General features: G+C 62.0%; 20 protein-coding genes. 15 read left to right on the top strand and 5 right to left on the bottom strand.

From position 1 onward, the window contains the following. Positions 1-182 precede the first annotated feature (182 nt). Complete coding sequence (gene ilvA / locus BLR85_RS05195) at positions 183-1,427, top strand: threonine ammonia-lyase IlvA (RefSeq protein ID WP_093150970.1); 1,245 nt, start codon at positions 183-185, stop codon at positions 1,425-1,427. 90 nt (positions 1,428-1,517) lie between these two features. Here ilvA and BLR85_RS05190 read toward each other — a convergent pair whose 3' ends face one another. Then, a complete protein-coding gene (locus BLR85_RS05190; RefSeq protein WP_093150967.1) occupies positions 1,518-1,850 on the bottom strand; it encodes an Hpt domain-containing protein in 333 nt (110 codons plus the stop codon). A gap of 185 nt (positions 1,851-2,035) precedes the next feature. Between BLR85_RS05190 and BLR85_RS05185 the strand changes: the two genes are divergently transcribed. Continuing rightward, positions 2,036-3,304, top strand: coding sequence for a PP2C family protein-serine/threonine phosphatase (locus BLR85_RS05185; RefSeq protein WP_093150962.1), 1,269 nt, complete (start codon positions 2,036-2,038; stop codon positions 3,302-3,304). Here BLR85_RS05185 and BLR85_RS05180 read toward each other — a convergent pair. Further along, positions 3,276-3,746 carry an NUDIX domain-containing protein gene (locus tag BLR85_RS05180; RefSeq protein WP_093150958.1) on the bottom strand — a complete coding sequence of 157 codons (471 nt, stop codon included), beginning with the start codon at positions 3,744-3,746 and terminating at the stop codon, positions 3,276-3,278. The genes BLR85_RS05185 and BLR85_RS05180 overlap by 29 nt on opposite strands. Before the next feature lie 77 nt (positions 3,747-3,823). Here BLR85_RS05180 and hslO point away from each other — a divergent pair, with 77 nt between their 5' ends. The 9 genes from hslO to BLR85_RS05135 all read left to right on the top strand — a co-directional run bounded on the left by hslO (position 3,824) and on the right by BLR85_RS05135 (position 13,573). After that, a complete protein-coding gene (gene hslO / locus BLR85_RS05175) occupies positions 3,824-4,819 on the top strand; it encodes an Hsp33 family molecular chaperone HslO (RefSeq protein WP_093150953.1) in 996 nt (331 codons plus the stop codon). Further along, the gene (locus BLR85_RS05170) at positions 4,806-5,411 is read left to right on the top strand and encodes a CoA pyrophosphatase (protein ID WP_093150949.1); all 606 of its coding nucleotides are present in this window, start codon (positions 4,806-4,808) and stop codon (positions 5,409-5,411) included. The genes hslO and BLR85_RS05170 overlap by 14 nt, the downstream gene beginning before the upstream one ends. Further along, entirely contained in the window at positions 5,408-6,571 is a 1,164-nt protein-coding gene (locus BLR85_RS05165) for a CCA tRNA nucleotidyltransferase (RefSeq protein WP_093150946.1), read from the top strand. Before BLR85_RS05170 ends, BLR85_RS05165 begins: the two co-directional genes overlap by 4 nt. Next, on the top strand, positions 6,568-7,164 hold the full coding sequence (locus tag BLR85_RS05160) for a LysE family translocator (protein WP_093150942.1): 597 nt from the start codon (positions 6,568-6,570) through the stop codon (positions 7,162-7,164). Before BLR85_RS05165 ends, BLR85_RS05160 begins: the two co-directional genes overlap by 4 nt. An 80-nt stretch (positions 7,165-7,244) precedes the next feature. Next, positions 7,245-9,089 (top strand): ABC transporter ATP-binding protein, encoded by a 1,845-nt coding sequence (locus tag BLR85_RS05155; protein WP_093150937.1) that lies wholly within the window; start codon positions 7,245-7,247, stop codon positions 9,087-9,089. After that, the gene (locus BLR85_RS05150; protein ID WP_093150933.1) at positions 9,086-10,918 is read left to right on the top strand and encodes an ABC transporter ATP-binding protein; all 1,833 of its coding nucleotides are present in this window, start codon (positions 9,086-9,088) and stop codon (positions 10,916-10,918) included. Before BLR85_RS05155 ends, BLR85_RS05150 begins: the two co-directional genes overlap by 4 nt. Then, positions 10,915-12,144, top strand: coding sequence for a class I SAM-dependent RNA methyltransferase (locus BLR85_RS05145; RefSeq protein ID WP_093150930.1), 1,230 nt, complete (start codon positions 10,915-10,917; stop codon positions 12,142-12,144). The genes BLR85_RS05150 and BLR85_RS05145 overlap by 4 nt, the downstream gene beginning before the upstream one ends. Before the next feature lie 22 nt (positions 12,145-12,166). Further along, positions 12,167-12,985, top strand: a complete 819-nt coding sequence (locus BLR85_RS05140; protein ID WP_093150926.1) for an ion transporter — start codon at positions 12,167-12,169, stop codon at positions 12,983-12,985. An 87-nt stretch (positions 12,986-13,072) separates the two neighbouring features. Then, a complete protein-coding gene (locus BLR85_RS05135; RefSeq protein WP_093150922.1) occupies positions 13,073-13,573 on the top strand; it encodes a L,D-transpeptidase family protein in 501 nt (166 codons plus the stop codon). A gap of 27 nt (positions 13,574-13,600) precedes the next feature. Here the strand turns inward: BLR85_RS05135 and dalA are convergent, their stop codons facing one another. Next, positions 13,601-14,089, bottom strand: coding sequence for a divisome-associated lipoprotein DalA (dalA, locus tag BLR85_RS05130; protein WP_093150918.1), 489 nt, complete (start codon positions 14,087-14,089; stop codon positions 13,601-13,603). A 160-nt stretch (positions 14,090-14,249) separates the two neighbouring features. Here dalA and BLR85_RS05125 point away from each other — a divergent pair, with 160 nt between their 5' ends. From BLR85_RS05125 to BLR85_RS05115, 3 genes are all read left to right on the top strand, one after another. Next, entirely contained in the window at positions 14,250-14,849 is a 600-nt protein-coding gene (locus tag BLR85_RS05125) for a L,D-transpeptidase (protein ID WP_093150914.1), read from the top strand. Between the two features lie 137 nt (positions 14,850-14,986). Next, positions 14,987-15,169, top strand: coding sequence for a hypothetical protein (locus tag BLR85_RS05120; RefSeq protein ID WP_093150910.1), 183 nt, complete (start codon positions 14,987-14,989; stop codon positions 15,167-15,169). Between the two features lie 185 nt (positions 15,170-15,354). Further along, positions 15,355-15,537: a hypothetical protein gene (locus BLR85_RS05115; protein WP_093150907.1), complete on the top strand. Its 183-nt coding sequence runs from the start codon at positions 15,355-15,357 to the stop codon at positions 15,535-15,537. 82 nt (positions 15,538-15,619) lie between these two features. Here the strand turns inward: BLR85_RS05115 and BLR85_RS05110 are convergent, their stop codons facing one another. After that, entirely contained in the window at positions 15,620-16,504 is an 885-nt protein-coding gene (locus BLR85_RS05110; protein WP_093150903.1) for a ribokinase, read from the bottom strand. A gap of 4 nt (positions 16,505-16,508) precedes the next feature. Further along, a complete protein-coding gene (locus BLR85_RS05105; protein WP_093150900.1) occupies positions 16,509-18,764 on the bottom strand; it encodes an NADP-dependent malic enzyme in 2,256 nt (751 codons plus the stop codon). A 204-nt stretch (positions 18,765-18,968) separates the two neighbouring features. Between BLR85_RS05105 and mutS the strand changes: the two genes are divergently transcribed. After that, complete coding sequence (gene mutS, locus BLR85_RS05100; RefSeq protein WP_093150896.1) at positions 18,969-21,599, top strand: DNA mismatch repair protein MutS; 2,631 nt, start codon at positions 18,969-18,971, stop codon at positions 21,597-21,599. The last annotated feature ends 93 nt before the right edge of the window (positions 21,600-21,692 follow it).

The following is a 21,692-nucleotide window of genomic DNA, read 5'->3' as shown; positions in this document are numbered from 1 at the left end:
GCAAGGTAAGCCAGTACACGGCACATGGTGCCAAGGGTGAGTTCGATGCAACAGAACGCGTTTCCGCTGGGTTGCTACGATGGTCTCGATGAGCCCGCTGGCCAAGCTCTATGGAGTCCTCATCGAGGCACGGGCGCAGCACTGAGGCTTGCGTCCGCATCCGCCATGCGCCAGATGGAGGCATGACCTCCTTCGCAGAAAAAGCCCGCGCTGCGACTGCCCAGATGCGCAGCCTGTTTCCGCCGACACCACTTCAGCGGAACGATCACCTGTCCGACAGGTTCGGCGCCGAGATCCTTCTGAAGCGGGAAGACCTCTCGCCTGTGCGCTCCTACAAATTACGCGGTGCGTTCAACGCCATGCGCAAGGTGCTGGCGGACAAACCGGACCAATCGCTTTTCGTCTGCGCCAGCGCGGGCAACCATGCACAGGGCGTCGCTTTCGTCTGCCGCCATTTCGGCGTGCGGGGCGTGGTGTTCATGCCTGTGACGACTCCCCAACAAAAAATCCAGAAGACGCGGGTTTTTGGCGGAGACTCGATCGAGATTCGCCTGACCGGCGACTATTTCGACGACACTCTGGCGGAAGCGCAGAAATGGTGCGTTGCCGAGGGCGGCCATTTTCTCGCACCATTTGACGATGTCGATGTCATCGAGGGGCAGGCTTCGGTGATGGTCGAGGTGCTCGACGAGATCGACCCGCCCGACATGGTGATCCTGCCTGTCGGTGGCGGCGGTCTGTCCGCCGGGGTGACGCAATACCTGGCGGAAACCGCACCATTGGTCGGATTGCGCTACGTCGAGCCCAAGGGCGGGGCCAGCCTGAGCGCAGCGGTGGCTGCCGGACACCCTGTGACGCTGGACCGTGTGAACACCTTCGTTGACGGCGCAGCCGTGGCACGAATCGGCGACCTGCCCTTCGAAGCGCTGGACCATGTCGCCCCGGCGGATGTTCTCTGCGCGCCGGAGGACCGGATTTGCACCACCATTCTCGAGATGCTCAATATCGAGGGTATCGTGCTCGAACCGGCGGGGGCGCTATCGGTGGACGTGCTTCCGGATCTGGCCAACCAGATCCGTGGGCGGCGTATCGTCTGCGTGACCTCAGGAGGGAATTTCGATTTCGAGCGGCTTCCCGAGGTGAAGGAGCGCGCGCAGAGATACTCCGGCGTCAAGAAATACATCATTCTCCGCCTGCCCCAGCGGCCAGGCGCCCTGCGGGACTTCCTGGACCTTCTTGGGCCCGAAGACGACATTGCCCGTTTTGAATACATGAAGAAATCCGCCAGGAATTTCGGCTCGGTCCTGTTGGGGATCGAGACGAGCCACCCGGCGAATTTCACGGCGCTGTTCTCGCGTCTCGAAACGGCCGGGCTCGTCTACAACGACATAACGAGTGACGAGACCCTGTCAGAATTCGTGATCTGAGCGGAGTGAGTGGCGTTGCCGCGACGGGCAGTATAGTGCGATTTCGCGCTCGCCAGGTCAGCTTATCGCGACACGGCCGGAAAACCGTTGTCAGGCGGCCAGACCATTTTCCATGCCCTCGAAGAAGAAGATTTTCGACCTCTCGTAGCAGTTGAAGATTTGAGAGAGATTCACTTTCGCCGCTTCACCACGGGCCGCCATCGTCTCGCCTGCAAGGCAGAAACCGGCGAGGTCCGCGAAGCCGAGATTTGCCGAACACCCCTTGAGGAAATGGAAATCCTCTTCGAACAGGTCTGGATTCGGGTTTTCCCGCAGCCGGTCCATCACGCTTTCGACCTCTTCGAGGAACAGCTCGACGACCTCGTCAAACTCTGACGCGCCGATCTCGCGCTTCAAATCACCAACGCGTTTCCAGTCGATCATTTCGAATCCTCCGGCCATTGCCGATATGTTGCGAACCCGAAGCTAAGACTCCGCCGTTAAAAAAGACCTTAGACATAAACATTCAGGAAATGTCCCAAGTTCACCGTACGTTAATTGCCCTGTGTCACCCAATTACTGGAGACGAGGCGCATAGTTGAAATTGACGACCGGATTCTAGCACCGCCATGCAGACGCACAGCCAAAAAACGAATCCGGATTCCAATCGCCCGAATATCCTCGTGGTCGATGACAGCCGATTGCAGCGCCGGATCCTCTGCGCTTCGTTGAATCGGTGGGGTTTCAACGTGGACGAGGCCGGCTCTGGCCCCGAAGCTCTGGAAAAATGCGCGGCGAACCCACCGGATTTCGTGATCAGCGACTGGATGATGCCGGGGATGAACGGCCCGGATTTTTGCCAGGCCTTTCGCGCCATGGAGCGGGATTCCTACGGGTATTTCATCCTGCTGACGTCGAAGTCCGAAGCGGTGGATGTCGCGCAGGGGCTGGATGCGGGAGCGGACGATTTCCTGACCAAACCTGTCAGCGGAGACGAGTTGCGCGCTCGCCTCAATGCCGGCGAGCGCATCCTGCGCATGGAGCAGGAACTGGTGGACAAGAATCGCCTGCTGAGCAGCACATTGGAAGAACTCCAGGCACTTTACGATTCGCTGGACAGCGACCTCATCGAGGCCCGCAAGTTACAGCAATCGTTAATCAAGGAACGAAACCGGCGCTTTGGCGATTCCGAAGTCTCGCTCCTGCTTCGTCCGAGTGGCCATGTCGGTGGCGACCTCGTGGGCTTCTTCCCGATCGATTCCCGGCGCGTGGGCCTGTTCGCGATCGACGTTTCGGGTCACGGCGTCGCCTCTGCCCTCATGACCGCCCGCCTTGCAGGATACCTGTCGGGAAGCAGCGCAGACCAGAATATCGCCCTGTTCGAAGGCGAGTTCGGTATCTATGATGCTCTTCTCCCCGAACAGGTTGCCGAACGGCTCAACAACCTGACACTCGATGAAATCCAGACGGAGACCTATTTCACCCTGCTCTACGCCGAGGTCGACCTGATAAGCGGCCATGTGATGCTGGTCCAGGCCGGTCATCCTTATCCGGTAATCCAGCGAGCTGATGGTTCGGTCGAGTCAATCGGCTCGGGAGGTATGCCGGTCGGCCTCATGCCCGATGCATCCTTTGAGCGGGTCGAATGCGATCTCGATTGCGGAGACAGGCTTTTCATCGTTTCAGACGGTGTGACCGAATGCGAGTCCCCGGACGGCAAGATGTTCGAGGAAGAAGGCTTGAGGAAAACCTTGGCCAACAACCGGCATCTGAAAGGGCAGGAATTTCTCGAGGCGGTGACGTGGGACCTGCACCAGTACGCGGAGGAAAGGGAATTTTCGGACGACGTTTCCGCCGTCCTTTTCGAGTTCACCGGTCCGAAACGGAACGCGGATTGAGCCCCGAACGAATCGCCGTCGAGAGGAAAAGACGATCCCCTTCATTGCCCAGATACTCTGCGGCCTCGGCAGCCGGTATCCAGACGGCAAGATGGCCCTTTTCCGTCGGCGCGCCCTGTCGGCGCACGGGCATACCGGCATAGACCGTACAGAGCTTCTCGGCCCAAAGATCGTATTCGGGCATGTAGGTGAAGCGCCGAAAGGCCCCCAACCGCCTTTGCAGCCGCATGCTCCAACCGGTCTCCTCGTAGACTTCCCGATGCAGCGCCGCAATAGGTTGTTCCCCCGGATCGATACCGCCACCCGGTAGCTGCAATTCGGGAATGGGAGCGGCCTGATGCGTCAGCAACACGTGGTCCCCCCGCAACAAAACAGCATAGACGCCGTGGCGCAGGATGTATCTTTCGCCCGCCTGAACGGGCCCTCCGACACGCCGGATCATGGGTTTCCCCTTTTAACAGCGCATTGCCGCGCCTACATGGCTGCGATATGCCAGCCACAGGCCTGCAAGGAAACCCCATGACCATTGGTTCCAGAATCGCGTGGGACGACACTGTCCTGCCCTTCCAACTTGACCGTTCCGACATCCGTGGCCGGGTCGCCCGTCTTGACGGCGTTCTGGATCGGGTGCTGGAACAACATGACTATCCGCCGGCCATCGAGGCACTTGTCGCCGAGATGACCCTTCTGACCGCGCTGATCGGGCAGACGCTCAAGCTCCGCTGGAAGCTATCGCTCCAAGTGCGCGGCGACGGTCCTGCGCGGCTGATCGCGACCGATTACTACGCCCCGAAGCAGGACGGCACACCGGCGCAGATCCGCGCTTATGCCAGCTATGACGACACGCGCCCACTTGAAGGAAAGCCGTTCGAACTTATCGGCAAGGGCTATTTCGCCATCCTGATCGACCAAGGCAAGGGAACGACGCCCTATCAGGGGATCACCCCGATTGCCGGAGGAAGCCTGTCGCAATGCGCGGAGACCTATTTCGCGCAGTCCGAACAGATCCCGACGCGCTTTGAGCTGCGCTTTGGCCATTCGACCGGCGTCGATCACGAGGGTTGGCGGGCCGGGGCTATCATGCTGCAGGCGATGCCGAAGGCCTCCATTCCGACGCCGCCGGAAAATTCGGAGGCTGAACCGCAACTGCTGTCGGCCGATGACATTCTCGATGGCGAGGAGGGTGAGAACTGGCAACGCGCCAATATCCTGCTCGACACGGTGGAGGAGCTTGAAATGGTGGGCCCGTTGGTGCAGCCGACGGAGCTTCTGGTGCGCCTGTTCAACGAAGAACGCCCCCGGGTCTTTGACGCGCAGCCGGTCGAGTTCGGCTGTACCTGTTCGCCCGACAAGGTGCGCCAGTCGCTGTCGATCTACTCGGCCCGCGATATCGGCCACATGACAACCGAGGAAGGCACGGTAACTGCAGACTGCCAGTTCTGCGGCGCGCATTACGTGTTCGATCCCAAGACACTCGGTTTCGAAGCCGCGGAGGCCCCGGGTGACACCGCGTGACGCTCTCCGATCCCGGCTGCTCGGCGCCATTGCTGCGCCGGGCAGACCGTCGTCGGATTACGACCTGAACAAGAATATCGCGCTTCCGCCCAACAGGCGGCTCCGCGCGGCTGCCGTGCTGTTGCCAATTGCGCTGGAGCCGCGCGGCATCCGCCTCTACCTCACCAAGCGGTCGTCGCGCCTGAAACACCATCCGGGACAGGTCGCCTTTCCCGGCGGCAAACTGGACGAGGCGGATTTGGGCCCGGAAGCCGCGGCACTTCGGGAAGCGCATGAGGAAATCGGCCTCGATCCGGCGAATGTCGAGATCCTCGGCACGCTGCACAGCCACGAGACGGTGACCAGCTTCGACGTGACCCCCGTGGTCGGCCTTTTGCGTGACAGCTTCAAGCCGGTCCCGGAACCGGGCGAAGTGCAGGAGGTTTTCACCGTGCCGCTGGGACTGGTCACGGATCCGACCCGCTTCACGATAGAGACCCGTAATTGGCGCGGGGTCTCGCGCAGTTTCTATACCGTGCCCCACGGCCCCTATTACATTTGGGGCGCGACCGCGCGCATCCTGAGGTCATTCGCCGACAGGATACCGCAATGAAAACGATCTCGGCGCCCTGGCTGGAAAGCCCCGCTGTCCAGCATGTCTGCAAGTTGCTGGAGGCGGGTGGCTACAAGGCGCTGTTTGTCGGCGGTTGCGTGCGCAACACGCTGCTGGGTTTCCCGGTCTCCGATCATGACCTGTCCACCGATGCGCCACCGCAGGCGGTGATCGCGCTGATGCAGGATGCCGGGCTAAAGGTCATTCCCACCGGTATCGAGCACGGAACTGTCACCGTTATCGTCGATGACGAACCGTTCGAGATCACGACCTTTCGCCTCGATGTCGCGACCGATGGGCGCCGCGCCGTGGTGCATTTCGCCACCAATGTAGTCGATGACGCCCACCGGCGCGATTTCACGATGAATGCCATCTATTGCGACCGTCACGGCGAGATTTTCGATCCGCTGGACGGTCTGTGCGATCTGAATGCAAGGCGTCTGCGCTTTGTCGGCACCGCCGTCAAACGGGTGCGGGAAGATTACCTGCGCATCCTGCGATTCTTCCGGTTCTCGGCCTGGTATGCCGATCCCGAACAGGGCATGGACCCCGAGGCGCTCGACGCTTGTGCCGGGGAGAGCGACGGGCTGCGCCAGATCTCCGCCGAACGGATCGGTGCGGAAATGCGCAAGCTGCTCTCGGCGCCCGAACCGAGCCAGGCTGTTTCCGTCATGCAGACAACCGGCGTGCTTCCGACGATCCTTCCGGGAGCCGACGTGACGGCGTTGCCGATCGTGGTTCATATCGAACAACAGCTCGGCCGCCGTGCCGATCCCGTTCTGCGCCTCGCCGCGCTGGGCGGCGAAGACGTGGCGAACCGGCTGCGGCTGAGCCGAAAGGACGCCCGCAAGCTGGAACGAATTTCCGATGCCGCGCGGTCCGGCATGTCGGCCCGCGAGATGGGGTATCGCCTCGGCGCGTCCGACGGGCCCGCGGCGGTGATCCTCTATTCGGCGCTCATTGGTGTTTCCGTTTCGCCGAAGGCGATGGAGGAGGCCGCGCGGGGCGCGAAGGCGGAGTTCCCGGTTCGGGCAAAGGATCTCATGCCCGATCACGCCGGTCCGGAAATCGGCACCGCGATGAAGGCAATGGAACGACGCTGGATCGAGTCCAGTTTCCAGCTTTCCCGTGCGGAATTGCTGTCGGAGAGTTCGCAATGAGCCTCGACTCCTTCCTCGCCCTGCTGGGATTGGCGGCTGTTGCCGCGTATACACCCGGCCCGAACAATGCGCTCGTGGCCAATTCCGGCGCAACCTTCGGCCTTCGGCGCACGCTACCGCATATCTTCGGTATCGGGTTCGGCTTCCCGGTGATGGTCTTCCTCGTCGGCTTCTTCCTGGGAGGGCTGTTCCAGTCCTCGGCGCTCCTGCGTGAGGCGCTTCGCTGGATCGGCGCAGCGATCCTGCTCTGGCTGGCCTGGAAAATCGCAACTTCCGGCGGGGTGAGCAGCGCAGGCCAAAAGCCGCGCCCCTTCACCTTTCTGGAAGCCGCCGGCTTCCAATGGATCAACCCGAAGGCCTGGGCCATGGCGATCGCGGTCACCGCGCAGTTCATCCACCCCGAGGCACCGCTCGCGACCGCGTTGATGGTTGGCGCGGTCTTTGTTTTCATGGGGCTCAGCAGTGCCGCCACGTGGGCGCTTGTTGGGCGCTCGATCATCCGGATGCTCACCGACGAACGCCACTTGAAGCAGTTCAACATAGCGATGGCGATCATCGTCGCGGGCTGCGTGGGCTTGCTTTTCCTCGAGTGAGTCGCCTTTGCGCAACGCGCAATTTCCTGTAACAGGGCTAGGTTATTGATGGCCTCATCCTTTTGCCAAGGCTGACCAAATTGTTCCGACGCTTTGAAAACCTCGTCGATCCCTATACCGCGTATAAGGAGACCGATACGCCGCCAAGCCGGCTCTGGCCGTTCCTGTGGGACTATTCGCAGCCCTTCAAACGGATCTTCGCCGTAGCCGCGACGCTGTCGGTCATCGTGGCAATGGTAGAGATCGCCCTGATCCATTACATGGGCCGGGTGGTCGACATGCTGGGCAGTACCAGCCCAGGCGATGTCTGGACGGAACACGGCTGGGAGTTGATCGGCATTGCCGCCTTCATACTGATCCTCCGACCGCTGATCCAAGCGCTCGACGTCCTGGTGCTCAACAACGGCATCATGCCGAATTTCGGCACGCTGATCCGCTGGCGTTCGCATCGGCATGTGCTGCGCCAGTCGGTCGGCTGGTTCGAGAACGATTTCGCGGGCCGGATCGCCAACCGGATCATGCAGACCCCGCCCGCTGCCGGAGAGGCCATCTTCCAGATCTTCGACGCGCTGTCCTTTTCGTTCGCCTACCTGATCGGCGCAACGATCCTGCTTGCGCAAGCTGATCTGCGCCTCGCCCTGCCGCTGCTGGCGTGGTTCTTGCTCTACGTTCTGCTGTTGCGCTGGACCATTCAGAGGGTCGGGCCGGCTTCCAAGGCGGCCTCGGATGCGCGCAGCGAAGTGACCGGGCGGGTGGTGGATAGCTACACCAACATCCATTCAGTCAAGATGTTCGCCCATCATGACCGCGAGATCGACTACGCCCGGGACGCCATCGAGAACACCCGCAAGACCTTCCAGAAGGAGATGCGGATCTACACGGTGATGGATATCTCGCTGACCATCCTGAATGGCTGGCTGATTGTCGGTGTCGTCGGTTGGTGCGTAGCGCTCTGGATGCAAGGTTCGGCGAGCGTGGGTGTCGTGGCGGCGGCGACGGCACTGACCCTGCGGCTCAACGCCATGACCGGCTGGATCATGTGGGCGGTTTCCAGTTTCTTTCGCAATCTCGGCGTGGTGGCCGAGGGGATGGAGACTATCGCTCAGCCGATCGCATTGGTGGACAAGCCCGGTGCACCGGAATTGCAGATGGGCGACGGCCGGATCCGTTTCGAGAAGGTCAGCCACCACTACGGGCGCGGCGCAGGCGGGTTGGACGAACTCACGCTGGATATCGCGCCGGGCGAGAAAATCGGCCTGATCGGGCGCTCAGGGGCGGGGAAATCGACGCTGGTGAAGCTGCTGCTGCGTTTCTACGACCCGGAAAACGGCCGCATCCTGATCGACGGGCAGGACGTGACGGCAGTGACACAGGACAGCCTGCGCAGCCATATCGGCATGGTGCAGCAGGATTCCGCGCTGCTCCATCGCTCGATTGCCGAGAACATCCTTTATGGCCGCCCGGAGGCCAGCCAAGCCGAGATGATCGCCGCCGCGAAACGCGCCGCGGCGCATGAGTTCATCGAGGAACTGGCCGACCAGGAAGGCCAGTCCGGCTATGAGGCGAAGGTAGGTGAGCGCGGGGTGAAGCTCTCCGGCGGGCAGCGGCAGCGGATCGCGCTGGCCCGCGTGATCCTGAAAGACGCGCCGATCCTCGTTTTGGACGAGGCGACCTCGGCGCTCGACAGCGAGGTCGAGGCCGCCATCCAGGACACGCTTTATGGCGTGATGGAAGGCAAGACGGTAATCGCCATCGCGCACCGTCTGTCCACCATCGCCCGGATGGACCGGATCCTCGTGCTGGACGCGGGCCATATCGTCGAGCAAGGCACACATGCGGAACTGCTGGAAATGGGCGGCCTCTATGCGAAATTCTGGGAACGCCAATCGGGCGGTTTCATCGGAATGGACGACGCGGCGGAATGAAGATTTCGGACCTGATCCCCGCCTTCGCCCCGGCAGAAGGCCCGCCTCCGACGCAGCTTGGAGCCTTTCTGCATTGGTGCCTGAAGGGCACCCTGCCAATCCTGTTTGGCGCGGGGCTGTTATCGGCGCTTGTCGGCACGCTGGAAGTGATCAGCGCGTTGCTGCTGGGCCGGATCATCGACACCGCGCTGGATACCGGCCCGGAGAACTTCTTTTCCGGCAACCTGCCGCTCCTGCTCTTCGCGCTCGCCTTTTTCGTAATCCTGCGCCCGCTCTGTTTCGGCGCGGCGGCAACCGCCAACTCCGTTGTCGTTCAGCCGAATGTGACGCCGCTCGTTCTGTCGCGGCTGCACCGCTGGACGATGGGCCAATCTGTCACCTTCTTCGACAATGATTTCGCCGGCCGGATTGCGCAGAAACAGATGCAGACTGCGCGGGCGGTGACGGATGTTGTCTCCGAAGTCATCAACGTGGTTTTCTTCGCGCTGGCCTCGCTTGTCGGTTCGGCACTGCTGCTGACCTCCATCGACTGGCGGGTGGCTCTCGCGCTCTCGCTCTGGCTGGCCTGCTATCTCTGGTTGATCTCGCTTTTCCTGCCACGCGTCCGCAAACGCTCCAAAGCGCGGGCCAACGCGCGCGCTGCCGTTTCGGGGCAGGTTGTCGACACAATCACGAATATCAAGACCGTGAAGCTCTTTGCCCACGCCGGCCACGAGGATCGGGCAGCACTCGGCGCGATGGACGGCTTTCGTTTGACCGCGATCGATTTCGGCATCATCGCCTCGGGGTTTCGCGCGGTCCTGATGACGCTCGCCGGAATCCTTCCGGTTCTGCTCATCGGCGGCACGCTCCTGCTCTGGTCTCAGGGGCAGGCCAGCGCCGGAGACATCGCAGCGGCCGGGGCCATTGCCATTCGCATCGCCCAGATGACCGGATGGGTCAGTTTCACGGTAATGGGGATCTATGCCAATGTCGGCGAGGTCGAGGATGGCATGCGCACGCTGGCAGTGCGCCACGGGCTGACCGACGCTGCGGATGCCCGGCCGCTGAAGCCGTCGCGCGGGCGGGTCAGCTTCGAAAACATCTCCTTCACCTACGGACGCGGCAAGGGTGGCGTGGACGGTATTTCGTTGGAACTGCATCCGGGCGAAAAGGTCGGGCTGGTGGGCGCCTCGGGTGCGGGTAAGTCCACGCTTGTCAGCCTGCTCCTGCGCCTGCACGACCCGGAAAGCGGGATAGTGCGGATCGACGGGCACGATATTTGCACGATCACGCAGGACAGCCTGCGCCGACAGATCGGGATGGTCACGCAGGAAACGGAGATGTTCAACCGCTCCGCGCGCGACAACCTGCTCTATGGCCGACCCGACGCTACCGATGCCGAGATGATCGCCGCCGCCAAGCGTGCCGAGGCGCACGAATTCATCCTCTCCCTGCGGGACTTCAAGGGACGCGAGGGTTATGACGCGCATCTGGGCGAACGCGGCGTGCGCCTCTCGGGCGGGCAGCGGCAGCGGGTTGCGCTCGCCCGCGCGATCCTGAAGGACGCGCCGATCCTGGTACTGGACGAAGCGACCTCGGCGCTCGACAGCGAGGTTGAGGCACAGATCCAGGCTGCGCTGGACCGGGTCATGGAGGGCAAGACGGTGCTCGCTATCGCGCACCGGCTCTCCACCATTGCGCGCATGGACAGGATCGTGGTGCTGGAAGAGGGCCGCGTGGCAGAGCAGGGCAATCATGCTGCGTTGCTTGCCGCGGGCGGCCTCTATGCACGCTACTGGGAGCGCCAGTCCGGCGGCTTCCTCAACATCCCGGAGGCGGCGGAATGAACGAGTGGGTGATCGAACGCCTTGGCCATCGCGGGGACGGAATTGCCGCCGGCCCTGTCTTTGCCCAGCGCTGCCTGCCCGGTGAACGGATCACCGGCAGGCTCGAAGGCGACCGGATCGAGGATGTGCGTATCCTTGAACCCTCACCGCATCGCGTCTCGCCGCCCTGTCGGCATTTCAAGTCCTGCGGCGGCTGCTCGGTGCAACATGCCGATGAGGCATTCGTCGCCGAGTGGAAGCTGGGCATCGTGCGCACGGCGCTGGAAGCGCATCGACTGGAGACGGAGTACCGCCCGGTCCACAGCTCCCCGGCGCGCAGCCGCCGTCGGGCGGTGTTTTCCGGTCGTCGCACCAAGAAGGACGTTCTGGTCGGCTTTCATGGCCGTGCCTCGGATGTGGTGATTGATGTGCCGGGTTGCGAGCTGGTCGAGCCGGCCCTGCTTGCCACTCGCCCCGCACTCGCGGAGATGACGCGGCTCGGCGGCTCGCGAAAGGGCGAGCTGAGTTTCACCGTCACTCTGAGCGCGGAGGGGCCTGATATCGCGGTATCTGGCGGCAAGCCGCTCGACCTTGACCTGCGCATTGCGCTCGCGGGGCTGGTCGAAAGCCATGGCATGTCGCGGCTGAGTTGGGGAGACGAGGTGGTCGGCCTGCGGGCCGCGCCGCGTGTGGATTTCGATGGAATCGCGGTGGTGCCGCCGCCCGGCGCCTTTCTGCAGGCAACTCGGGACGGAGAAGCGGCGCTGCGAAAAGCGGTCACGGAAGCCGTCGGATCAGCCGGGCATATCGTTGACCTCTTTGCCGGTTGTGGAACCTTCACCCTGCCGCTCGCCCGGCAGGCCGAACTGCACGCGGTCGAAGGGGAGAAGGCGCTGACCGACGCGCTGATTTCCGGCTGGCGCAATGCATCCGGGCTCAAGAAGGTGTCTGCCGAAACACGAGACCTGTTCCGTCGCCCGCTCCTGCCCGATGAACTGCGCAAGTTCGATGGCGCGATCATCGACCCGCCGCGCGCGGGCGCCCTCGCCCAGGTTGAGCAAATAGCCACTTCGGGAATCGACAACATCGCTGCCGTGTCCTGCAATCCCGTCACCTTTGCCCGCGACGCGAGTCTGCTGGTGGCGGCGGGGTTCCGCCTCGATTGGGTGCAGGTCGTGGACCAGTTCCGCTGGTCCACCCATGTCGAACTTGCAGCATGCTTCTCGCGTAGCCATATCGGCGGCTAACGGAATCGCCCAAGGAAGGCTCATGCGCGCAACCCTTACAACCTGGCTCGAACGGCCGGCCACGCGAAATCTCGTGATCGGTGTGATCATTTTCAACGCCATCCTGCTCGGGTTGGAGACCTATCCGGCCGTTATGGATCGCGCGGGCGGGCTGATCATCGCGCTGGACTATGCCTGCCTGACGATTTTCGTGATCGAGATCACCGCGAAGCTGATCGCCTATCGCTTCCGGTTTTTCCGCAGCCCTTGGAATATCTTCGACTTCGTAATCGTCGGCATTGCCCTCATTCCGGCCGCCCATGCCTTCTCGGTCTTGCGGGCGCTGCGGATCCTGCGGGTCCTGCGGGTGATCTCCGCCCTGCCACGCCTGCGCCGCGTGGTCGAAGGCTTCATCTCGGCGCTTCCCGGCATGGGCTCCGTATTCCTGCTGATGGGACTGGTTTTCTATATCGGCGCGGTGATGAGCACCAAGCTCTATGGAGAGAGTTTTCCGGAATGGTTCGGCTCGCTCGGCCGCTCGCTCTATTCCCTGTTCCAGATCATGACGCTGGAAAGCTGGTCGATGGGAATCGTGCGCCCCGTCATGCAGGTACATTCCGGCGCCTGGCTGTTTTTCGTGCCTTTCATCCTCCTGACCACCTTCGCGGTGGTGAACCTGTTGGTCGGCCTGATCGTGAATTCCATGCAGGACGCCCATCACGAGGAAGATGTCGAGAAGACTGATGCCTACAGGGATGAGGTGCTTTCCCGGCTGAATGAAATCGAGCGACACCTGAAGGCGAATGCCGCGCGAAACGACGCCGAAATGGGCCGCGAGAAGGCACCGCTCACAACGTCGTAAATCCGCCGATGGCTTCGTGAGCGCTTCATTTCACGGTGATTCTGAGGTAATTAATTCGGAAAACACCCATAGAGGCAGTGTTCGAGCATGTTGTTTCCCAGACGTAGTATTATCGCCGGTGGCGCAGCGCTGACGCTTGCGGCCTGTTCTTCCAGCAAGTTCCGGAGCTATAACGGACCGGAGGTGACCCGGCTTCAGGTGGTCAAGCACCGCCGCAAACTTTACTTGTTTCACAATCAGGAACTGCTGGCCGATTTCAAGGTCCACCTCGGCAACACGGCCGAAGGTCCCAAGCAGTTCCGCGGCGACGGCAAGACCCCGGAAGGCGCCTATTACATCGACCGCCGCAATCCACGCAGCTCGTTCCACCTGTCCCTCGGGATCTCTTATCCGAATGCCGAAGATTTCGCCTATGCGCGCGCTCAGGGGCGCGATCCGGGAGGCGATATCTTCATCCACGGAGACCGCCGCAAGACCGACCCGCGCGGCAAGGACTGGACCGCCGGCTGCATCGCGGTGAAGGACCGCCAGATCGAAGAGATCTATGCGATGGTCCGCGTCGGCACACCGATCGACATTCACGCTTGAGAGGGGAATGCGAGAACCGGCGGCGCGTTAGCCGCCGGTTATCAGCGTCCACCAGATCTTGCCGTTCTTCTCCTGGTACCAGGAGAATCCCAGATCCCGCGCGGCCGGATCCATGATCACGTTGCGCGTATCGGGCTGGCCCATCCAGGCGGAGAGGGTTTCGACCTCGGACTCGTAGGTCTCGGAGATATTTTCACCCAACATACGGCCGGTGTAGCCAACGCGGGCCACGCGATCGAGCGGCGAGGATCCGTCCGAGCCGAAATGCCAGGGCCGGTTTTGAGCCGACATGTCGCGCGAATGCGTCGCTGCGGCAGCGTTCAGCTGCGCATTGAGTTGCAAGCTCGACAGACCGGCGGCCGTCCGCGCGCTGTTGATCGAATCAAGCGTGCGATACTGGATCTTTGCCGTGTCCCCCGCGGAAATCCGGTAAGAGCCGGAACCACCGCCGGTAGGCGCTCCACAGGCAGACAGAACAAACGCCATTGCGGCAAGTAGAGCGAAAAGGCTTTTCATTTCGTGAGCACCATTCCCTTTGATCCTGTTCCCTCTAGCGGGAAGCCGGCTCCGTTTCAAACAGTTCGGGAGGAGATTACTATCGATTGATTTGCGAACGCTATCTTGACGCAATAGTATTCTTGCCGTTGCGAGAGGGTTGATTACCGACGAGGACGCTATGACCGATTCGATTTCTAACAAGCTAAACCGCCGACGGTTTCTTGGCACGGGTGCCGCCCTTCTGGGTGGGCTCGCAAGCCCCGCCATTGGCCAGAATTCGGTTTTCGAACCTGTTCCCGAGAGCGACCCGGCCATTCAACGGAATATTTCCAGCTTCCGTTCGCTGAGCTGGCAGCCCTATTTCTCCAACACGAATGGCGGCGCGATCCTTGTCGATACGACCTCGCGGGCGCTGCATTACTGGTCTGCCGACCAAACCATCTACAAGCTTTACCCGACCAGCGTGCCGATTTCCGAGGAAATGACCCGACGCGGCCGCACTTCGGTGACCCGCAAGGTCGAGGGGCCCTCATGGGCGCCGACACCGTCGATGAAGAAGCGCAACCCGGAATGGCCGGATTTCGTTCCGCCGGGACCGGACAACCCGCTTGGCACGCATGCGCTCTACCTGGGCTGGAAATATTACCGTATTCACGGCACGCATGACACGCGCAAGATCGGTCGCCGTTCCTCGAATGGCTGTATCGGGCTCTATAACGAGCATATTTCCGAGTTGTTCGCGCTGGTTTCCCCGGGTGCGCAGGTGCTCCTGATCTGATCAGTATGGCGTAACACCCTGTGACGCCTTGCGTAATTGGCAATGTACCCTTCGTCTGAGAGAATCGCCCCACGAGGAACTCATGGGGCACGGACGGACCAATTCCGGGCCGTCCAGTGCGGTACACGGAGGTTGTCATGAAAAAACTCGCTCTTGCAGCTGCGCTTTCTCTCGTAACGACTGCGGCTTTCGCCGGTGGCTATGAAGAACCGATCATCGAACCGGTCATCATCGAAGAAGAAACCGGCTCGTCCTCGGGCGCCTGGATACCGCTTCTGGTGTTCGCCGTGATTGCCGCCGCAGCAGCGTCCTGCAACTGACTTTGCCTTTACTACAAGGGGAAACGGGTGTTGCCAATTTGACGACATCTGGTCCATGCTCATCAGGTAAGTTCGTGAACAATTGCCAAAACAGAATCGGTCTGCGAGGAATTGATCACGAGGTACTACAACTTGGGGCGTGGGCGTCCTCACTAAATACGTCCGCGCAGAAACTGGAGGTTAACATGAAGAAGTTTGCTCTCGCCGCTGCTCTCTCGCTCGCCGCGACCGCCACTTTTGCTGGTGGTTACGAAGAGCCGATCATTGAGCCGGTTATCATCGAAGAAGAAACCGGTTCGTCGAGCGGCGTCTGGATTCCGCTGCTGGTCTTTGTTGTGATCGCTGCTGCTGCTGCTTCGCACCACTGATCTGCGGATCTGATGAATTGGAAAAAGGCGGACCGACCGGTCCGCCTTTTTTCGTTGTTGCCTTTGTCGACGCGATCCGGCTCTAGCGTGATTCTTCAAGAAACAGGCGAACTTCGGGAAGGGTGGGGATCGCCTCCGAGGTGCCATCCCGCGTGACCTTCAGCGCCGCGGCGTTCACAGCCAGTTCGAGACATTCCACAGTTTCCACTCCCTGGTCCCGGCCGGCGCAGAAATAGCCGACAAAGGTGTCGCCTGCCCCGGTGGTGTCGACCGGATCAACCTCCGGCGCGGGGACAGTCAGCATCTCGCCGTTCTTCAGGTCATACCAGGTGGCGCCCTTCGCCCCATGTGTGACCAGCAATTCCGGGACCGGCAGATCGGTCATGGCAAGCCCCATCGCTTCGGCCAATTGCTGCGCTTCCACCTCGTTCACCGCCAGAAGATCCACATGCGGCATCGCTTCGCGAACCGCCGCCAGTTGGAACGGCGCCGCGGAATAGACGACGCGCATACCGCGGGCCCGCGCAAGCTTGGCGGCATAGACCTGCGCATTCGTCTCGTTCTGCATCAACAACATGTCTTCGGCTTTGGCCCGAGCCAAAGCCGTTTTCACGTCGGCCTCCTCGATCATCCGGTTCGCGCCCGGATAGATCACGATGCGGTTTTCGCCATCCGGCGTCACGAAAATCAGCGCGTGGCCCGTCGGTCCGGCCAGTTCAATAGCGACATGGGTCGCATCGACCCCCATCGCCTTGAGTTGTTCCATCGCCCAGACGCCTTCGCCCCCGACGGAGCCGATATGGTGGACCACCGATCCAGCGCGTGCGGCCGCGACGGACTGGTTTGCCCCTTTGCCGCCAAGGCCGTTGACACAGCCCGTGGCGGCTACCGTTTCTCCGTTCACCGGACAGTTATCCACCCGGTAGAACCAGTCGATATTGATGGAGCCCAAGTTGTAGATTGCCATTTCGCTAGCCGATCTTGCAGGCCGCGATCGAGGCCATGTGGAGGATATCGTTCACCGTCGCCCCCATTCGGCAGATCTGGATCTGCGCGCCGACACCGGAGAGAATGGGCCCGATAATCGTCGCACCGCCCATCTCCTGCAGCAGCTTGACGGAGATCGAGGCGGAGTGACGCGCCGGCACCACGAGGATATTGGCCGGTCCCGACAAGCGACAGAACGGGTAAAGCGCCATCTGATCGCGGTTCAGCGCGACATCGACGGTCATTTCGCCATCATATTCGAAGTCGACGCCCCGCTTGTCCAAGGCATCCGACGCCTTGTGCATCTTCTGAGCGCGTTCGGAGACCGGGTAGCCGAAGGTGGAGAAACTCGCAAAGGCCACACGCGGCTCCAGACCCAGGCCACGGGCGACCCTGGCGGCTGCAATGGCGATATCGGCGAGATCCTCCTCGTCGGGCCATTCATGCACCAGCGTATCCGCGACCAGAACAATACGACCCTTGTGGATCAGGGCCGTCACGCCGACGGCGCCATCTTCGGCCGAAGCGGGGAAAACGCGGTTCATCTGATGCAAGACATGCGCCGCCTTGCGGGTCACGCCGGTAACGAGTCCGTCGCCATGACCATGAGCCAGCATCAGCGCCGAAAAGACGTGCCGGTCGCGGGCCGCCATCCGGTAAATGTCGGACGTGTCGAAGCCCTTGCGCTGAAGTTTCTTGTAAAGAAACTCCGTATAGGCATCGAGATGGCGGGTGTTGGCGGCGTTAACCACCGTTAGTTCCCGAAAGGCCTCGCCCATGCCGGCTTCTTCGAGCTTCAACTTCACATCTTGCTCGCGCCCGACGACGAGCGCCTTGCCGAAACCCTGCCGTTGATAGGCGACGGCCGCGCGCAACACCGTGGGATCGTCACCCTCGGCAAAGATCATCCGGGCCTGCGCGGCCTTTGCGCGGGCCGAGATCGAGGACAGGATTGTCGCCGTCGGGTCCATCCGGGCACGGAGGGTTTGCTCGTAACCGTCCATGTCCACGAGCGGCCGGCGCGCGACGCCGGTATCCATGCCCGCACGCGCTACCGCGGGCGGGATGGTAAAGATCAAGCGCGGATCGAACGGCGTCGGGATGATGTAGTCGCGCCCGAAGCTGAGCTTGCGGCCATAGGCCATGGCAACCTCGTCGGGCACGTCTTCCCGCGCAAGCTCGGCCAGGGCCCGGGCGCAGGCGAGCTTCATCTCGTCATTGATGGCCTTGGCCTGGATATCCAGCGCGCCGCGGAACAGGTATGGGAAGCCCAGCACGTTGTTGACCTGGTTGGGGTAGTCCGACCGGCCGGTTGCAACGATGGCGTCCCCGCGCACCTCGTGCGCCTCTTCCGGGGTAATCTCCGGATCCGGGTTCGCCATGGCGAAGATGATCGGATCGTCATTCATCGAGGCGACCATCTCCGGCGTCAGCGCGCCCTTGGCGGAGACACCAAGGAACACGTCGGCGCCCTTCATCGCGTCTTCGAGCGTGCGGTCATCGGTCTTGGCGGCATGGGCAGATTTCCACTGGTTCATGCCCTTCTTGCGGCCCTGGTAGATCACACCCTTGGTGTCGCAGACGATGCAGTTGTCCTGCTTGGCGCCCATCGTTTTGATCAGTTCGATACAGGCAATACCGGCGGCGCCGGCGCCATTGAGCACGATCTTGCAGTCCTCGATCTTCTTCTTGGTCAGATAGAGCGCATTCATCAGGCCCGCCGCACAGATCACCGCGGTGCCGTGCTGGTCGTCGTGGAAGACCGGGATGTCCATCAACTCCTTGAGTTGCTGCTCTATGATGAAACATTCGGGCGCCTTGATATCCTCGAGGTTGATGCCGCCGAAGGCCGGGCCCATCAGCTTGACCGCGTTGATGAATTCCTCGGGGTCCTGGGTGTCGAGCTCGATATCGATGGAGTTGATATCGGCGAACCGCTTGAAGAGAACCGCCTTGCCTTCCATCACCGGCTTGGAGGCGAGCGCGCCGAGATTTCCCAGCCCCAGAATGGCGGAACCGTTGGAGATCACCGCAACGGTGTTGCCCTTGGTGGTGTAATCATAGGCGCTTTCGGGGTTTTCCGCGATGGCCTCGACGGGAACCGCTACGCCGGGGGAATAGGCGAGCGAAAGGTCCCGCTGGGTCGTCATTGCCTTGGTCGCGACAACTTCGAATTTTCCCGGTGTCGGGTCCATGTGGTAATGGAGTGCTTCGTCTGATGTGATCTTGTTCTTGGCCATGATTGCTCTTTCTCCCCCCTGTCCAAACCTCTGAGATTTGGACTATCCCGCCTTTCAAGGAAAAGCGAAACCGCCGATTGACGCGGTTTGACCAAGGAAGCTGTGGATAGCTTTGCCGATGCGCTTCAAAGCCGGACACAGCTCGACTAACCTGCGCCGAACGTAACGCCGATGCCTGGGGAGATGCCCGTGACCGTCACGCCAATGATGGCACAGTTTCTGGAGATCAAGGCCGACCATCCGGAGGCGCTGTTGTTCTACCGGATGGGCGATTTCTACGAGATGTTCTTTGACGACGCGGTGGCCGCGGCCGCCGCACTCGATATTGCGCTCACCAAGCGTGGAAAGCACGAGGGCGAGGATATCCCGATGTGCGGGGTGCCAGTTCACGCCGCAGAGGGCTACCTGCTCACGCTTATCCGCAAAGGGTTCCGGGTTGCCGTCTGCGAGCAGATGGAAGACCCCGCAGAGGCGAAGAAACGTGGCTACAAATCGGTGGTGCGGCGCGAGGTGGTGCGTCTCGTTACCCCCGGCACCCTGACCGAGGACAGCCTGCTGGAGGCGCGCAGGAACAACTTCCTCTGTGCCTTTGCCCAGGTCCGGGACAGCGCGGCGCTCGCCACGGTGGATATTTCGACCGGAGAGCTGCGCGTCGGCCCCTGCCCGCTTGTGCGGCTCGGGCCGGAGCTGGCCCGGCTGGCCCCGCGGGAAGTTCTGCTCCCCGATAGCGAGGAATCGGGTATTCGCGAGCTCGTCGAGGAGTCCGGCGCCGCGGTAACGCCGATTGCGCGGAGCAGTTTCGACAGCTCCGGAGCGGAAACGCGGCTGAAGGAGGCCTTCGGTATCGCGGATCTGCAGGCTTATGGCAATTTCGGACGGGCCGAGCTTGCCGCGCTCGGCGCGGTCGTCTCCTATTTGGAGATTACCCAGAAGGGCAAGCTGCCGCTACTACGTCCCCCGCAACGGGATATCGGCGGCGAGGTGATGCAGATCGACTCCGCGACCCGTCGCAACCTGGAGTTGACCGCGAGCCTGTCGGGCGGGCGTGAAGGCTCGCTCCTTTCTGCCATCGACCGGACGGTGACCGCTGCGGGTGGGCGCCTGCTCACGCGACGGATTTCGAGCCCTTCCTGCAAGATCGAAACCGTGATCACCCGGCTCGATATCGTCGGCGGTTTCGTGGACGACATTGACGGCTGCAACCGCTTGCGCGATGCGCTGCGAAAGGTGCCGGACATGGACCGGGCGCTCTCGCGGCTGTCGCTCGAACGCGGCGGGCCGCGAGACCTCGCCGCAATTCGCAATGGTCTTGGACAGGCAGTCGATATCGCGCAGGTGCTGCGAGGCTTTTCCGACGGTGACGGGCTGACGCCCTTCATCGGCGATCTGGAAGGGCATGACGACATCGTCGAGCGGCTCGATGCCGCGCTTGTAGCGGAACCGCCGTTGATGCTGCGCGATGGCGGTTTCATCGCCAGCGGATATGACGATGAACTCGACGAAGTACGCACCCTGCGCGACGAGGGGCGCGGCGTGATCGCCTCGCTTCAGGCACGTTACGCAGAAGCGACCGGCATTTCATCTCTGAAAGTCAAACATAACAATGTGTTGGGCTACTTCATCGAGACGACGGCGACACATGCGCAGAAGATGCTTTCCGCGCCGCTCTCGGATAGCTTCATCCATCGCCAGACCACGGCCAACGCGGTTCGCTTCACGACGGTGGAGCTTTCCGAGCTCGAAACCCGGATCCTCAATGCCGGCAACCGGGCACAGGAGATCGAGAAGGCGCTTTTCGAGGGGCTCCGGCAGGAGATCTTGCGCGCCGCGGGCGAGATCGGCACCGCTGCCGCCGCACTCGCCGAGATCGATGTCTCAACTGCACTGGCGGACCTAGCGCGAGCAGAGAACTGGTGCCGCCCGACCGTCGATGAAAGCCGTGATTTCGATGTGGTCGGTGGACGGCACCCGGTGGTCGAGCTGGCGCTGAAACGCGATGGCAAGAGCTTCGTTGCCAACGATTGCTTGCTGACGGCAGCGCAGAACGCGGCCCATGTCCGGCTGCTGACCGGTCCGAACATGGCCGGCAAATCGACCTATCTGCGGCAGAACGCGTTGATCGCGCTGCTGGCGCAGGCCGGCAGCTTCGTGCCGGCGGAATCGGCCATGATCGGCCTCGTCTCATCGCTTTTCAGCCGTGTCGGTGCCTCCGATGACCTGGCGCGGGGGCGCTCGACCTTCATGGTCGAGATGGTGGAAACCGCAACCATCCTGAATCAGGCCGACGAACGCTCGCTGGTGATCCTCGATGAGATCGGGCGCGGTACGGCTACCTATGACGGCTTGTCGATCGCCTGGGCAACGCTGGAACATCTTCACGCCGCGAACCGTTGCCGGGCCTTGTTCGCAACCCATTACCACGAGCTAACCTCCTTGGCTGCGAAGCTCGACGGGGTCGAAAACGCAACCGTCGCGGTGAAGGAATGGGAAGGCGAAGTGATTTTCCTGCACGAGGTCCGCGAGGGCGCCGCAGACCGCTCCTACGGCGTTCAGGTGGCCCGTCTGGCGGGTTTGCCGGCCTCCGTCGTGGAACGGGCGCGCGTGGTGCTGGACCAGCTGGAAAAGGGAGACAGGGAGGGCGGAAAGCGGCACCTGACGTTGATCGACGATCTGCCGCTCTTCTCGGCGGTTCCAGTGGCCCCTGTCCCGGCAGCGGCAGAGCTTCCGAACGAGATTTCGGCACGACTGGAGAAGGTCCTGCCCGACGAGTTGACGCCACGCGAGGCCCTGAACCTCGTCTACGAGTTGAAGGCGCTTGCGCGGAAGGACTCGTAAGCAGCCGAAACTGAAAAAGCTCCGGCTCCGGAAATGAAAACGCGCCCCTACCGGGGAAACTCCCGGTAGGGGCGCGCGAATTTTCTGTTGTTC

Source organism: Aliiruegeria lutimaris (assembly GCF_900099935.1).
GTDB lineage: Bacteria > Pseudomonadota > Alphaproteobacteria > Rhodobacterales > Rhodobacteraceae > Tropicimonas > Tropicimonas lutimaris.
The sequence above is the reverse complement of the archived record's forward strand: the minus strand, read 5'-3'. Positions and strand labels throughout refer to the sequence as shown.

What these genes read in the sequence shown, in the direction of transcription:
- mutS (WP_093150896.1), top strand. Translation starts at nt 18,969, where the DNA reads ATGATGGCACAGTTTCTGGAGATCAAGGCCGACCATCCGGAGGCGCTG.
- BLR85_RS05125 (WP_093150914.1), top strand. Translation starts at nt 14,250, where the DNA reads ATGACCGATTCGATTTCTAACAAGCTAAACCGCCGACGGTTTCTTGGC.
- BLR85_RS05160 (WP_093150942.1), top strand. Translation starts at nt 6,568, where the DNA reads ATGAGCCTCGACTCCTTCCTCGCCCTGCTGGGATTGGCGGCTGTTGCC.
- BLR85_RS05165 (WP_093150946.1), top strand. Translation starts at nt 5,408, where the DNA reads ATGAAAACGATCTCGGCGCCCTGGCTGGAAAGCCCCGCTGTCCAGCAT.
- BLR85_RS05190 (WP_093150967.1), bottom strand. Translation starts at nt 1,850, where the DNA reads ATGATCGACTGGAAACGCGTTGGTGATTTGAAGCGCGAGATCGGCGCG.
- dalA (WP_093150918.1), bottom strand. Translation starts at nt 14,089, where the DNA reads ATGAAAAGCCTTTTCGCTCTACTTGCCGCAATGGCGTTTGTTCTGTCT.
- BLR85_RS05120 (WP_093150910.1), top strand. Translation starts at nt 14,987, where the DNA reads ATGAAAAAACTCGCTCTTGCAGCTGCGCTTTCTCTCGTAACGACTGCG.
- BLR85_RS05140 (WP_093150926.1), top strand. Translation starts at nt 12,167, where the DNA reads ATGCGCGCAACCCTTACAACCTGGCTCGAACGGCCGGCCACGCGAAAT.
- BLR85_RS05115 (WP_093150907.1), top strand. Translation starts at nt 15,355, where the DNA reads ATGAAGAAGTTTGCTCTCGCCGCTGCTCTCTCGCTCGCCGCGACCGCC.
- hslO (WP_093150953.1), top strand. Translation starts at nt 3,824, where the DNA reads ATGACCATTGGTTCCAGAATCGCGTGGGACGACACTGTCCTGCCCTTC.
- BLR85_RS05135 (WP_093150922.1), top strand. Translation starts at nt 13,073, where the DNA reads ATGTTGTTTCCCAGACGTAGTATTATCGCCGGTGGCGCAGCGCTGACG.
- BLR85_RS05185 (WP_093150962.1), top strand. Translation starts at nt 2,036, where the DNA reads ATGCAGACGCACAGCCAAAAAACGAATCCGGATTCCAATCGCCCGAAT.
- BLR85_RS05180 (WP_093150958.1), bottom strand. Translation starts at nt 3,746, where the DNA reads ATGATCCGGCGTGTCGGAGGGCCCGTTCAGGCGGGCGAAAGATACATC.
- BLR85_RS05145 (WP_093150930.1), top strand. Translation starts at nt 10,915, where the DNA reads ATGAACGAGTGGGTGATCGAACGCCTTGGCCATCGCGGGGACGGAATT.
- BLR85_RS05110 (WP_093150903.1), bottom strand. Translation starts at nt 16,504, where the DNA reads ATGGCAATCTACAACTTGGGCTCCATCAATATCGACTGGTTCTACCGG.
- ilvA (WP_093150970.1), top strand. Translation starts at nt 183, where the DNA reads ATGACCTCCTTCGCAGAAAAAGCCCGCGCTGCGACTGCCCAGATGCGC.
- BLR85_RS05150 (WP_093150933.1), top strand. Translation starts at nt 9,086, where the DNA reads ATGAAGATTTCGGACCTGATCCCCGCCTTCGCCCCGGCAGAAGGCCCG.
- BLR85_RS05105 (WP_093150900.1), bottom strand. Translation starts at nt 18,764, where the DNA reads ATGGCCAAGAACAAGATCACATCAGACGAAGCACTCCATTACCACATG.